Raw genomic sequence first — 13,522 nt, forward strand, 5'->3', positions numbered from 1 at the left:
AGCCGGGTCTCCCATGCCGGAGCTCATGCCCCGCCCGGGCTTCCCGGCGGTACCCAAAGCAGGGACGCCACACTAGACTGGCGCGTACCGTCCGCTGTTTGTGCTGTCTGTCCTGCCGCCAGGAGTTCAATGAGGAACCCGATCCAGCCGCCGCTTCCGGGCTCGGATGCCGCCCAACTGCTGCAGCGCCGTGCCTTGAGCGGTCACGAGCACTTGGACGGGGTGGCGCTCGGCGCCGACCATGTCCCGGGGCTTCGCCGGCTGGTCCGTGAGTCGTGGCAGCGTTCTGCGCAGTTGAAAGCGAACCCGGATGCGGCCGAGGCTCCGCTTGCCATGGACAGTGACGAGTTGGAGGATTACCGGCGCCAGCACCCGCTCGCCACCATCATGCCGGTGATCCGCAAGCTCCTCATCCAGCCAAGCCACGAGAGCGGTTTGCTGGTCGCGGTGGGAGACGAGGTCGGCCGCCTCCTGTGGGTGGACGGCGACCCCGTGATGCAGCGGCGCGCGGAGGGCATGATGTTCGTTGCCGGTTCGGACTGGTCCGAGGCTTCGGTGGGGACCAGCGCCCCGGGGACCGCACTGGCCCTTGACCGCAGCATCCAGATTTCCGGGGCCGAGCACTTCAAGCGTTCCGTGCATCCGTGGAGCTGCACCGCTGTCCCGTTCCACGATCCCGATTCCGGTGCCCTGCTGGGGGTCGTCGACATCACCGGCACCGAGGCGGCTGTTGCTCCCCATACGCTCTCGCTGGTGGAGGCCACTGTTGCCGCAGCCCAGGCGCAGTTGCGGATCGAACGTCTCCAACTCGCCGCTGCGGCCTTCGAAAAACCACGACGCCGGAGCTCACCCCCGGGTGCCGCGGTCACTGGCGGAGGGGTCAAGGACAGGAACACGCTGTACCGCAACAGCCTGCAACTGCTGGGCAGGGACCAGGCGTTATTGAGTCTCGGTGGCAGGAGCGTCACGCTGTCGGCGCGGCACAGCGAAATCCTGGCGATCCTCGGAAACCACCCGGAAGGGCTGAGCGCCGACGAGTTGTGCGCACGCCTCTACCCGGGCCAGGGATCGGCCGTGACGCTGCGCGCGGAGATGGTCCGGTTGCGCAAGGTGGTGCAGGAACTGAGCCCTGAAGCTGTTCCCGAATCCCGTCCGTACCGGCTTCCCGTTGAGCTGCTGCCTGATTCGGACCAGGTCCTGAGCTGCCTGCAACGCGGCGCACACCGCATCGCCCTGGAAATTTACAAAGGTGCCGTTCTTCCGCGTTCGGAGGCTCCCGGCGTCGCGCAGTTGCGTGAGCGCGTTTCGCACTTGCTGCGCGAGGCGCTGCTTACCGACGGCAGTGTGGATTCGCTCCTTAAGTACGCCGCGTTGCCGGAGGCAAAGTACGACGCCGACCTCCGCCTTGCGATCCTGAGGCTCCTGCCGCCGCGCTCGCCCAAGCGGGCTGCGATCGTGGCGGACCTTGAACGGCTTGAGGATGAACTGGGCGCGTGACCTGGACCACATAGTTGCAACGTTGCTGCAACCTTCCCGCTCCTAGGCTCGGACCAATGGCAACAGCCACCGTGATTCGCAGCAAAGGAGCTAGCAATGACTGTTTATGCACAGCCAGGTGCCGAGGGTTCGAAGGTTACTTTCAAGGACCGGTACGAGAACTGGATTGGCGGGGAATGGGTTGCCCCGGTCAAGGGTGGCTACTTCGAGAACATCACTCCGGTGACCGGCAAGGCTTTCTGCGAGGTTGCGCGGGGTACGGCCGAGGACATCGAGCTGGCATTGGATGCCGCACATAAGGCGGCACCGTCCTGGGGCAAGACCTCAGCTGCCGAGCGCGCAGCCATCCTGAACAAGATCGCGGACCGCATTGACGAGAACGTCGAGCTTCTGGCCGTCGCCGAAACCTGGGACAACGGCAAGCCCATCCGCGAAACCCTGAATGCGGACATTCCCTTGGCGGCCGACCACTTCCGCTACTTCGCCTCCGCCATCCGCGCGCAGGAAGGCCACCTGTCCCAGCTCGATGACGACACCACCGCCTACCACTTCAAGGAGCCGCTGGGTGTCGTGGGACAGATCATCCCCTGGAACTTCCCCATCCTCATGGCCGTGTGGAAGCTCGCTCCCGCGCTGGCTGCGGGCAACGCCGTGGTGCTCAAGCCCGCAGAGCAGACGCCGAGTTCCATCCTGGTCCTGATCGAACTCATCGGTGACCTGCTGCCCGCGGGCGTGGTGAATGTGGTCAACGGCTTCGGCGTGGAGGCGGGCAAGCCGCTCGCGTCCAGCTCCAGGATCCGGAAGATCGCGTTTACCGGCGAGACCACTACGGGCCGGTTGATCAGCCAGTACGCCTCCAACAACCTCATCCCCGTCACGCTGGAACTTGGCGGCAAGAGCCCGAACATTTTCTTCGACGACGTCGCCGCCCAGAACGATGCTTTCTATGACAAGGCCCAGGAGGGCTTCACGCTCTTCGCTTTCAACCAGGGCGAAGTGTGCACCTGCCCCTCCCGCGCCCTGGTCCAGGAAGGCATCTACGACACATTCCTGGCCGACGTCATCGCCCGCACCAACAAGATCATCCAGGGCAACCCGCTGGACACCGACACGCAGGTCGGCGCGCAGGCTTCCAACGACCAGTTGGAGAAGATCCTCTCCTACATCGACATTGGAAAGCAGGAAGGCGCCAAGGTCCTCACCGGCGGTGCCCGGGCCGAGCTCTCCGGGGACCTGGCCGGCGGTTACTACGTGCAGCCCACCATCTTCGAAGGCCACAACCGGATGCGGATCTTCCAGGAGGAGATCTTCGGTCCCGTGGTGTCCGTGACCAAGTTCAGCGACTACAACGATGCGATCGGCATTGCCAACGACACCCTCTACGGCCTCGGTGCCGGGGTATGGTCGCGCAACGGCAACGTCGCCTACCGGGCCGGGCGGGAAATCCAGGCCGGACGTGTGTGGGTGAACAACTACCATGCCTACCCGGCCGGCGCGGCCTTCGGCGGGTACAAGTCATCCGGCATCGGCCGTGAGAACCATGCCATGATGCTCGACCACTACCAGCAAACCAAGAACCTGCTGGTCAGCTACAACGAGAACAAGCTCGGCTTCTTCTAAAAAACCAAGCGCGGCAGGTGCCCTCAAGGACGTTTCCTTCGGGGCACCTGCCGCGCCTACGTGGCATCACCAGGAGGTTCAATGGCCAGCGTGGAAGCATCGAGCACGATTCCGGGAGAGGACTTCTCGCGGGTGTCGCTCACGGAAGAGTCCGTAGCGCTTTTGCGGAAACTGTGGGAGCAGCACGGACCCCTCATGTTCCACCAGTCCGGTGGTTGCTGCGACGGGTCGGCACCGATGTGCTACCCGGTCGGTGATTTCCTGACCGGTGACTCGGACATTCTCCTGGGCAGGTTCCGCATCTGGCCGGGAGACGATGAACAGCCCCTTGAGTTCTGGATGTCCAAGGAGCAGTTCAACTATTGGTCACACACCCACCTCACGGTGGACGTCGTGACCGGCCGGGGGAGCGGCTTCTCGGTGGAAGCGCCGGAGGGGAAGAGGTTCCTGATCCGGTCCACGATCATGGACTGGGATGTGCGGGTGTCTGACAGCTAATGAGGCATGGTGTGGTGGAGGCCACGTTCCGGGTAACTGCAGCAACATCTGCCCCAGTGGTATAGGTGGCGTCTCATTATTTGGGACAAATATGGCCGTCCACTGGCCGGACCCTATCCTTGATAGGTCCTATACCACCCCCATCCAGAATGTGGCATCTTTATGAACATTTTCAGGACCAAGCCGGTCGAGCAGTCGATTGCCGACGCTGACGAACCCGGTCGCAAGCTTAAGCGCAGCCTCAGCACCTGGGACCTGATGATCATGGGTGTTGCTGTCGCTGTTGGCGCCGGCATCTTCTCCGTCGGTGCGAAGGCCGCAGCGAACTTCGCCGGCCCCGCCGTCACCATCTCCTTTGTGGTCGCAGCCATCACCTGCGCCCTCGCCATCATGTGCTACGCGGAATTCGCCACGGCAATCCCGGTGGCCGGCTCCGCCTACGTCTTCACCTACGCCACCATGGGCGAGGTCCTTGCCTGGATTATCGGCTGGAACCTCATCCTTGAACTGTTCACGGCGGCGGCAGTCATCGCCAAGTACTGGGGCATCTACCTCAGCACCGTGTTCGGGCTCATGGGCGTGGAACTCCCGCCCTCCATCCCACTGGGTGGGGTGGAACTTTACTGGGGCGCCTTCCTGATCGTCGCGATCTTCACCGTGCTGCTGGTGCTGGGGACAAAGCTGTCCGCACGCGTCGGCAACATCTTCACGCTCATCAAGATCGGCGTGGTCCTGTTCGTGATCGTTGTGGGCTTCACCTACGTGAAGTTCTCCAACTACACCCCGTTCGTCCCGGCCTCCGAACCGACCGGCGGTTCCGGCGTGGCCGACGTCATGAAGCAGTCCTTCTTCGGCTTCCTGACCGGCGCTGCACCGGCCCAATATGGCACGCTGGGCGTGTTCGCCGGCGCAGCCCTGGTGTTCTTCGCCTTCATTGGCTTCGATGTGGTGGCTACCTCCGCCGAAGAAGTCAAGAACCCGCAGAAGACCCTGCCCCGCGGTATCTTCGGTGGCTTGGCGCTGGTGACGCTGCTTTACATCCTGGTGTCCCTGGCACTGACCGGCATGGTGTCCTACACCCAGCTGGCGGAAGTGAAGAACCCGACGTTGACCACCGCCTTCGAAGCTGTGGGCAACACGGACGCCGCCAAGGTGATCGCCTTCGGCTCGCTGATCGGCCTCACCACGGTGATCATGGTCCTGCTCATGGGCCTGGCCCGTGTTGTGCTGGCCATGAGCCGCGACGGCCTGCTGCCGCGGGCTCTGTCGAAGACCAGCGACAAGCACGCTACCCCTGCCCGCCTGCAGATCATCTGCGGTGCTGCGGTGGCCGTGGTGGCCGGCGTGACCAAGGTTGACCTCCTCGAAGAGATGATCAACATTGGAACGCTCTCCGCGTTCGTCATGGTGAGCCTTGGCATCCTTGTGCTTCGCAAGAAGCGTCCGGACCTGAAGCCCTCGTTCCGGGTGCCGTTCGGCAAGGTCCTGCCGTGGGTCTCGGCAATCCTCTGCCTCTACCTGATGACCAACCTGGCCGTGGAAACCTGGCTCTTCTTCGCGATTTGGCTCGTGGTGGGCATCATCATCTACTTCTCTTACGGGCAGCGCCACTCCCGCCTCAATGAGAAGTTCGCCGCAGCCAAAGCCTCGATCGATAACAAGCCCGGCGATGAGGACACCTTCACCAAGGTTTAGCCCTCGGTGGGGAGGCAAATGCCCCCAACGCGGCTCAGCGCGTCGTCGATGGCGCTGACACATGCGCCCGGAATCTGTATGGTTCCGGGCGCATGCCTGTTTCCGGACAACGATGGCAAACTGCCGCACCGTTACGGCGCCGCGTGCTCGCCCACCCATTCCACCAGCGGCTGCAGGTCCCGCCACCGAGCAGTGATCTCCTGCACTGCTCCCGGTGTGGACAGCCACGCCGGCTGGCCAAGATCCAGGGCTGCAGACAACGATTTGTGTTTCAGCAGTTCCGCCCGCGGGTGGTCCTTATCGAAACCCCGGGGAACCGTCTTGAGTGTTTCGCCCTCGATGGAGAACCCCGCAGCGGCAAGGGCGTCGACGATCCGCTCCAGTTCACTGCCGCTGGCCGGCGCGTGCACCGCTGCACGGTAACGGGCCAATTGCGCCGGACTGTGCGCAAAGAACCCGCCGCTGACGCGAAAGCCGTCTGCGCTGACCTGGACGTAATAGCCAACGCGTTCATGGCGGGCTGCAAACCCGCCCTGAGCTGTCTTGTAGGGCGACTTGTCCTGCGAAAAACGGACGTCGCGGTTGGGCCGGAAGACCTTCGCCGGCCCGAACTCCGGTTCCAACTCCGCAAGGAGGGCTGTCAGCGGCGCCCGCACGCCGGCGTCGTACGCGCTTTTGTGCTCCAGCCACCACTCACGGTTGTTGTTCTCTTCAAGTTCTTCGTAGAAGCGGAAAGCGGCCGTGGGGATCCCTTGGAATGTGCTCATATAAGGATCCTATGGACGGCGCTGCACGGGCAGCCACCACCGGACGGTGCTATGTGGAAAAGAAAATCACCCCGCCGCGGACGAACCGCGACGGGGTGATCCGGGTAAAACCGGAAACGCTTAGAGCTTGTTGGCTGCTTCTGCGTCGGATGCGCCCTGGCCTGCGCCGAGGTTGGCGCGCAGCTTGGCGCCGAGGTCGGCGTCAACGTTGGTCCAGTACTGGATGGCGCGTTCCTTGATGTCGGCGCTCTTCACGCCGCCGACTGCACCGGTGATGGTGTCCAGGAAGCGTGCCTTGGCAGCCTCGTCGTACACCTCGCGGTACAGGGTGCCTGCCTGGCCGAAGTCGTCGTCCTCAGCGTGCAGGGAGTGGGCGGAGAGGGTGAGCTCGCCGTCGTTCTCCCAGCCACCTGCGGGGGAAGCCGGCTCAACGGCAGCCGGGCCGCCCACGGTGTTCGGTGCGTACACCGGGGTGGTCGGGGCGTTGAAGAGGTAACGTCCCTGGCCGTCCTGGCTGTAGTTGTGAACCGGGCTCTTGGGCTGGTTTACCGGGATCTGTGCGTGGTTGGTGCCAACGCGGTAGCGGTGTGCGTCAGCGTAGGAGAAGATGCGGGCCTGCAGCATCTTGTCCGGGGAAGCAGCAATGCCCGGAACGAAGTTCGACGGCGCGAAGGTGGCCTGCTCGATCTGCGCGAAGTAGTTCTCCGGGTTCTTGTTCAGCTCCATGGTGCCCACGTGGATCAGCGGGTAGTCAGCGTGCGGCCACACCTTGGTGAGGTCGAACGGGTTGAAGCGGTAGGTCTTGGCGTCCTCGTAAGGCATGACCTGGACGTGCAGTTCCCAGGACGGGAAGTTGCCGGCTTCGATGTTCTCGTAGAGGTCGCGGATGTAGAAGTCTGCATCCGAACCGGCCAGTGCCTCGGCCTGCTCGCCCGTGATGGAGTTGACGCCCTGGTTGGACTTGAAGTGGTACTTCACCCAGAAGCGCTCGCCTGCGGCGTTGATCCACTGGTAGGTGTGCGAGCCGTAGCCCTGCATTTCACGCCAGGAAGCCGGAAGGCCGCGGTCACCCATGAGCCAGGTGACCTGGTGGGCAGACTCGGGGGAGAGGGTCCAGAAGTCCCACTGCATGTCAGCGTCACGCAGGTGGCTGCCCGGAAGGCGCTTCTGGGAGTGGATGAAGTCCGGGAACTTGATGCCGTCGCGGATGAAGAACACCGGGGTGTTGTTGCCGACGAGGTCGTAGTTGCCCTCGGAGGTGTAGAACTTCACGGCGAAGCCGCGGGGATCGCGCCAGGTGTCAGGAGAACCGTTTTCGCCGGCAACGGAGGAGAAACGGATCAGCATGTCCGTCTCGGCGCCCGGCTGGAGGAAGGCTGCCTTGGTGTACTTGGAAACGTCCGACGTGGTCTTGAACGTACCGAATGCGCCGCCGCCCTTGGCGTGGACAACACGCTCCGGGACGCGCTCGCGGTTGAACTGTGCGAGCTTTTCCACCAGGTAGTGGTCGGTCAGGATGATGGCACCGTCTGCGCCGACGGACTTGGAGTGCGCGTCAGAGGTAACGGGGGCACCAGACTGTGTTGTGGAAATGGCAGTCATCGTTCTCCTATTTCTTGGTTACTGGTAGTACGGGAAGCTGTTGTTTGGCTTGGCAGTCCTGGCAGATCCCCTGGTACAGGACATCTGCGATCTGGATGGTCATCGGCTTGGTGTGTTCGTCCCAATGCGGAGTGAGGCACGGTGCGTGTCCCACGGCGCAATCCACGTCCTCCACCTTGCCGCAGCTGATACAGACGGCGTGATGGTGATTGTCGCCCACCCTGGTTTCGTACAGCGCCGGGGAGTGCGGGGGTTCGAAACGCCGCAGCATCTGCAAGTCCGTGAGATCGCTGAGCACCACATAAACCGACTGCGCCGTCAGTTCCGGTAGCTCCTCACGGGCGGCAGCGAGAATACCCTCTGCCGGGGAGTGCGGATGATGCTGGACCGCGGCCAATACTGCCAGCCGCTGTTTGGTCACTCGCCGTCCATGTGAACGCAGGGCGGCTGCCCATGCGTCCTGGTCGGCTGTGTGATCGATCATGCATCCATTGAAGCATTTATTTTGAGAAGTTCACAATAAGGCGAAGTTAACTTCCGGGAACGTGAACAAAGCCGGGAGGGGGCTCTCCGTTTCGGCGCCCGAACGCCCCACCGCATGAATCCGGAGCGAGCCATCATCGCTGGCGGCTTCCACCGCAACGCAACTGAAGCCGCTCACTCCGCCGGGCAGCGGCAAGGCGCCCAAAGTTGCGGCGATGGCCACCATGTCGGCGGGTTGCAGTTCGGCGATCTCCCGGGCGCTGCCGGGCGGTTCGATCACGCAGTGGGGTTGGGCTGCGTCCAAGGACACCAGCCGCGGGCCCTCCTCGGGATCGCGTACGACGCCGGAACCCGGCTCCCGCGAATGCGGGCCGCTTGGGCGCGGGGCAGGGTGGGCGCCAGGCGTTTCATGGGCATCAGACAAGGGGCCCGACGCAAAGAACCTGATGGATTGCCGCAATTCCATATCCACGGCTTCCAACGCGTGCTCCGGTTCGGCCACGCGTCGGTGGGAGGGCAGCGACAGCTGGCGTCCCGGCGTCGTGGTTTCTCCTTCCCAGCGCGCAAACAGATGGAACGTCGGCGTCGAGGACTCCGCGACCGGTTCTCCCACCGCGGAACCGAGCGGATGCCAACGGTGGGCAAACATCACGGCACACCTCCCGGCGCCCAGGACGTCCTGCAGTGCAGCACGGGCGAGGTGATGGCAGTGGAGCCAGTCGGCCGCCGAGGCCTCGTTGAATTCCGTGGAGGGGTCGGACAATCGGATCAGGATATGTCCGGCAGTCAACGGGTGCCGTGGCCGGGCCAGTTCCCAAATACCGGAGCGGAACAGCAACTGCCGTGATAGCACCATGGTGGACTCCTTCCCCCGGGTGAGCCTACCAAGCGCCTCGTCCCCAGGGGAGATGCCATGCGAGATGCCGTGTTCCGGCACTGACTGCGTGACTGGTTAGGGTTACACCGTGGCAAAACTCCTGGCAGACATCACTCCCCTGAAAGAGAGCCCGGCTTTCCGGCGGCTGTGGCTGGGAGCATCGGTGGCTGCCATCGGCACCCAACTCACGCTGGTGGCCGTCAGCCTGGAGGTCTACCGCCTCACCCAGGAAAGCTTCTACGTAGGGTTGCTGGGGATCTTCGCCCTGGTGCCGCTGGTCATTGCCGGGCTATACGGAGGATCGGTGTCCGACGCCTACGATCGCCGCAAAGTGGCCCTCGCGGCATCCCTGGTCTTGTGGGCAACCACTGCCGGCCTGGCGTTGCAGGCGTGGCTGGAAGTCGGCAACATCTGGCTGCTCTACGCCCTGGTGGCCGTGCAAAGCGGTGCGCAGGGGATCAACGGCCCGGCCCGCAGCGCCATCATTCCCCTCCTGGTCCGGAAGGACCTGCTCCCGGCCGCAAACGCCTTGAACATGCTGACCTTCGGGTTGTCCATGACCGCGGGCCCGCTGTTGGCAGGTGTCCTGGTGGCAACCATCGGCTTCGGCTGGACGTACACCATTGACGTTGTCAGTTTCACCTTCGCTTTGTGGGGACTCTTCAAACTTCCGCCCCTGCCGCCGTCCAAGGAAGCCCTGCGCCCCGGGCTCCGCTCGGTGTTGGAAGGCTTCCGGTTCCTGGGTACCCGGCCCAACGTCCGGATGACATTCATCATCGACCTCATCGCCATGATCTGTGCCCAACCGCGGGCTTTGATGCCCGCCATCGGAGCGGTCATGATCGGCGGCGGCGAAACCACCGTAGGCGTCCTGCTTGCAGCTACGGCAGTCGGTGCGTTCCTGGCAGGGCTGTTCTCAGGGCCGCTGGGAAGGGTCCGGCGGCAGGGGGTTGCGGTGGTGGCGTCCGTGGCGGGGTGGGGTGCTTCCATTGCAGCGTTCGGCGGTGTGGTCCTGTTGGCCGGGGATTCCGGGCGCGATGGAGTGACGCTGTGGCTGATCCCCGCTGCGGCATGCTGTGCGCTCGCAGGGATCTCGGACTCCGTCAGCGCCGTCTTCCGGACCACCATCCTCCAAGCAGCCACACCGGACCACCTTCGCGGAAGGCTGCAGGGCGTCTTCATTGTGGTGGTTGCCGGCGGTCCTCGCGTAGGCGACATGCTGGCCGGCGGAGTCACCCAGTTCCTCAGTGAAGGGGGAGTGCTGCTCATTGGCGGCGTCCTGTGCATGGTCCTTGCGTGGGGTGCTGCCCGGCTGCAACCAGGCTTTGTGGCGTACGACGCCAAGCACCCGCTACCGTAGCCCGAGCAGCCCGGCGGTTGGTGCGGGCCGTACGGAACATGCCAACCGGCGTCGGCGTTTATCACTACAGAACATCAACAAACGGGCGACGAAAGCGAAAGAACAACCGTGCACAAACACAACAATGGACTCAAAACCGCAGCACTCTTTGGTGTCCTGTGGGCTGTGCTGTTGGCTTTGGGCGCCCTCATCGGCGCTGGCACCCGCAGTTCGGCACCTATCTGGATCATGGCACTGGTCGGCGTGGCCACCACGGCCTACGGCTATTGGAACAGCGACAAGATCGCCATCAGGTCCATGGCCGCCTACCCCGTCACCGAAGCCCAGGCGCCGCAGCTGTACCAGATCGTGCGGGAACTCTCCGTGCGGGCCAACCAGCCCATGCCACGGATCTATGTTTCGCCGACCATGACACCCAACGCCTTCGCGACGGGCCGCAATCCCAAGAATGCCGCGGTGTGCTGCACCGAGGGCATCCTCCGCATGCTGGATGCCCGGGAGCTGAGGGGCGTCCTGGGCCATGAGCTCATGCACGTCTACAACCGGGACATCCTCACATCCTCGGTGGCCGCCGCCGTGGCCGGCGTGATCACGTCCGTGGGCCAGATGCTGCTGTTCTTTGGCGGTGGAGACCGCCGCAACGCGAATCCGATCGCGACGATCGCCATGGCGTTGCTGGCGCCCTTCGCAGCATCCCTGATCCAGATGGCCATTTCGCGGACCCGGGAATACGACGCCGACGAGGACGGTGCCGAGCTGACCGGAGACCCCCTGGCGCTCGCTTCGGCGCTGCGCAAGATCGAATCCGGAGTGACGCAATTGCCGCTGCCCCAGGACCAGCGCCTGGTGAACGCCTCGCACCTCATGATCGCCAACCCCTTCCGGGGCGGAGGAATGCGGCGGATGTTCTCCACGCATCCGCCCATGGCTGAGCGGATTTCACGGCTGGAGCGGATGGCCGGGCGGCCGCTGGGCTAAGTTGCCTTCCGGGTTGGCCGTAGATGCTGGGCAGCCTTAAAGCCACTGCGCAGCCTTAAACAGGGAAAGCCGGGGTTCTTCGCCCCGGCTTTTCCTGTTTAATGCGTGAGCTGCAGAAGTACTAGCTGCGGAAGTTCACGAACTGCAGGTCGGCTTCCTCGAAGTTCTTGAGGATCGCCATCGTCGCCTGCAGGTCATCACGGGACTTGGAGGTCACGCGGAGTTCGTCGCCCTGGATCTGGGACTTGACGGACTTGGGCGCTTCGTCGCGGATGATCTTGTTGATCTTCTTGGCGATGTCCTGCGCGATGCCTTCCTTGATGGTGCACTCAAGGCGGAATTCCTTGCCCGACGGGTAAGGCTCGCCCTGCTCAAGGGACTTGAGCGAGATGCCGCGCTTGATGAGCTTGGACTGGAAGACGTCCAGGACGGCCATGACGCGGTCTTCGGAGTTGGCCTTCATGAGGATCTTCTCGCCGCTGAAATCGATCTCCGCGCCGACGCCCTTGAAGTCGTACCGCTGCGCGATTTCCTTCTGGGACTGGTTGAGCGCGTTGGCGACCTCCTGCTTGTCCACCTTGCTGACGACGTCGAATGTTGATTCGCCTGCCATGACTCTCCTTAGGTTGGGGGCCCGGTAAGGGCGGTTTGCCTGCCAATAAGCCTAGTACGTATGCGGGATGTTGGAGCCGGGAAACCCTTTCACAGTTCGCTCACAGCACATGCCCGGTGGGAACCGAGCAAGCTGCCCAAGAGTTGTACCTGTTGGTAGAGCCACCCGGAGGTAAGCATGAACAGCAAGGCCGTCCACTACGTCAGCAAGTCCGCTTCGGCTGCGGCCGGTTCCATCGGAACTGCGGCAGTTGCAGCAGCCAGTGCCGTTGCAGCGGCGGCCGTTGCAGCCTCGATCGTCCTGAGCCCCGTACCGGATGCGTCGGCCCGTATGGACGGTGTCCGCGCGGACTTGCAGAAGGCGGTGGAACTCAACCAGATCACGGCCGAACAGGCGGCCCGGTTCGAGGCCAAACTCGCCGGACGGATCCTCGGGGAAGCCTGATAAACCAAGGGAATCCGGCCTGCCGGTTCCCGATTAGATTCTTGGCCGGAAGTTCTGTAAGGTTGTCTCTGCCTTCGGTTACCGGATCGAAAAGAAACGGTCTTCCGGAAGTGATCTTCTTTCGAAGTTCGGCAGATTACCCGAGCGGCCAAAGGGGGCTGACTGTAAATCAGCTGGCACTGCCTACGGGGGTTCGAATCCCTCATCTGCCACCCAACGGGAAATCCCCGGAACCACTGGTTCCGGGGATTTTTTGTTGCCCCAGGGTTCCGTCGGGGCCTAAGTGGCGACTACGGGGCCGCTAACCCCGACTACGCGGGCCACCAAGCTCAGCGGCTCTCCGAGATTTTCCGGAGTTCCGCGATCTCAAGCCGCAGGGCAGCGATTTCGGTCACCAGGTCCGCCACCTCAGCGCGGACAGGTTCCTCGGCAGCGGCTGCTCGCTCTCCGGCGGCGGCTGCGACGTCCTCGGCGTTCTCCTCGATACGCTGAACGAGCCACGAAGCGATGGACGCCGTCACGATACCGAGGACGGCGATGCCACTCATCATGAGGGCTGCGGCGACGATCCTGCCGATGGGAGTCACCGGGTAGAGGTCTCCGTAGCCAACGGTGGTGATGGTGGTGACAGCCCACCACGCGGCGTCGCCGAAGGTCAGGATCTTGGCGTCAGGGGCGTTCTGCTCTACGTCCAGCACGGCGAGCGCCCCGACGAGGATGAGCATGGCCGCCGCGCCGGCAACATAGGTGGCCACTCGGCCGCGGAGGGTTTCACCAACGGTGCGCTGCAGGACGGACAGGAGGGTTACCAGCCGCAGCAGCCGGAGGGGCCTGAAGAAGGGGAGCACCACGATCAGGAGTTCGTGGAGGTTCCACAGGAACCATCGCACTCGGTCTTCGGCCAGCCAGAGGTTCACGACGTAGTCAAGCGCGAAGATGCCCCAGGTGATCCACAGGATTACCTCGAAGGGGAGGGCCGCAGCGCCATTGACGCGACCGATGACCTGCCAGGCGTAGGCGGTGAGGAAGAGCAGTGCCGTGGCCATGAGGGGCCACTCGACGAGGTCCCGGTATCGCGCTTGTGTCAT

Annotated in this window: 13 protein-coding genes and 1 tRNA gene; 8 read left to right on the forward strand and 6 right to left on the reverse strand. The window is 63.6% G+C overall.

The window, feature by feature from the left end; all coding sequences use genetic code 11:
• Window positions 1–129: 129 nt before the first annotated feature.
• The 4 genes from HMI59_RS05570 to HMI59_RS05585 all read left to right on the forward strand — a co-directional run bounded on the left by HMI59_RS05570 (window position 130) and on the right by HMI59_RS05585 (window position 5,310).
• Window positions 130–1,497, forward strand: coding sequence for a GAF domain-containing protein (locus HMI59_RS05570; RefSeq protein WP_193593089.1), 1,368 nt, complete (start codon window positions 130–132; stop codon window positions 1,495–1,497).
• Window positions 1,498–1,593: 96 nt separating this feature from the next.
• Complete coding sequence (locus HMI59_RS05575) at window positions 1,594–3,117, forward strand: aldehyde dehydrogenase family protein (RefSeq protein WP_021472311.1); 1,524 nt, start codon at window positions 1,594–1,596, stop codon at window positions 3,115–3,117.
• An 81-nt stretch (window positions 3,118–3,198) separates the two neighbouring features.
• Complete coding sequence (locus HMI59_RS05580) at window positions 3,199–3,615, forward strand: DUF779 domain-containing protein (RefSeq protein WP_166183725.1); 417 nt, start codon at window positions 3,199–3,201, stop codon at window positions 3,613–3,615.
• 162 nt (window positions 3,616–3,777) lie between these two features.
• Entirely contained in the window at window positions 3,778–5,310 is a 1,533-nt protein-coding gene (locus tag HMI59_RS05585; RefSeq protein ID WP_021472313.1) for an APC family permease, read from the forward strand.
• A 131-nt stretch (window positions 5,311–5,441) separates the two neighbouring features.
• On the opposite strand, the gene HMI59_RS05590 is transcribed toward HMI59_RS05585, so the two are convergent.
• The 4 genes from HMI59_RS05590 to HMI59_RS05605 form a co-directional block, all read right to left on the reverse strand.
• Window positions 5,442–6,077 (reverse strand): DUF2461 domain-containing protein, encoded by a 636-nt coding sequence (locus HMI59_RS05590; RefSeq protein ID WP_193593090.1) that lies wholly within the window; start codon window positions 6,075–6,077, stop codon window positions 5,442–5,444.
• 120 nt (window positions 6,078–6,197) lie between these two features.
• Window positions 6,198–7,679, reverse strand: a complete 1,482-nt coding sequence (locus HMI59_RS05595) for a catalase (RefSeq protein WP_021472315.1) — start codon at window positions 7,677–7,679, stop codon at window positions 6,198–6,200.
• 7 nt (window positions 7,680–7,686) lie between these two features.
• Window positions 7,687–8,163 carry a Fur family transcriptional regulator gene (locus HMI59_RS05600; RefSeq protein WP_021472316.1) on the reverse strand — a complete coding sequence of 159 codons (477 nt, stop codon included), beginning with the start codon at window positions 8,161–8,163 and terminating at the stop codon, window positions 7,687–7,689.
• A gap of 30 nt (window positions 8,164–8,193) precedes the next feature.
• Window positions 8,194–9,018 (reverse strand): hypothetical protein, encoded by an 825-nt coding sequence (locus HMI59_RS05605; protein ID WP_193593091.1) that lies wholly within the window; start codon window positions 9,016–9,018, stop codon window positions 8,194–8,196.
• A 109-nt stretch (window positions 9,019–9,127) separates the two neighbouring features.
• Here HMI59_RS05605 and HMI59_RS05610 point away from each other — a divergent pair, with 109 nt between their 5' ends.
• Both HMI59_RS05610 and htpX read left to right on the forward strand, forming a co-directional pair.
• Entirely contained in the window at window positions 9,128–10,399 is a 1,272-nt protein-coding gene (locus tag HMI59_RS05610) for an MFS transporter (protein ID WP_193593092.1), read from the forward strand.
• A 108-nt stretch (window positions 10,400–10,507) separates the two neighbouring features.
• A complete protein-coding gene (gene htpX, locus HMI59_RS05615) occupies window positions 10,508–11,377 on the forward strand; it encodes a zinc metalloprotease HtpX (protein ID WP_166183716.1) in 870 nt (289 codons plus the stop codon).
• 121 nt (window positions 11,378–11,498) lie between these two features.
• On the opposite strand, the gene HMI59_RS05620 is transcribed toward htpX, so the two are convergent.
• On the reverse strand, window positions 11,499–11,990 hold the full coding sequence (locus HMI59_RS05620; protein WP_021472320.1) for a YajQ family cyclic di-GMP-binding protein: 492 nt from the start codon (window positions 11,988–11,990) through the stop codon (window positions 11,499–11,501).
• Between the two features lie 177 nt (window positions 11,991–12,167).
• Between HMI59_RS05620 and HMI59_RS05625 the strand changes: the two genes are divergently transcribed.
• A complete protein-coding gene (locus HMI59_RS05625; RefSeq protein ID WP_166183714.1) occupies window positions 12,168–12,434 on the forward strand; it encodes a hypothetical protein in 267 nt (88 codons plus the stop codon).
• A 130-nt stretch (window positions 12,435–12,564) separates the two neighbouring features.
• Window positions 12,565–12,646 (forward strand) — tRNA-Tyr (locus tag HMI59_RS05630).
• Window positions 12,647–12,763: 117 nt separating this feature from the next.
• Here HMI59_RS05630 and HMI59_RS05635 read toward each other — a convergent pair.
• Window positions 12,764–13,522: a potassium channel family protein gene (locus HMI59_RS05635; RefSeq protein WP_021472322.1), complete on the reverse strand. Its 759-nt coding sequence runs from the start codon at window positions 13,520–13,522 to the stop codon at window positions 12,764–12,766.

The organism is Paenarthrobacter sp. YJN-5, assembly GCF_015040095.1.
In the GTDB taxonomy this organism is placed as follows: domain Bacteria; phylum Actinomycetota; class Actinomycetes; order Actinomycetales; family Micrococcaceae; genus Arthrobacter; species Arthrobacter ureafaciens.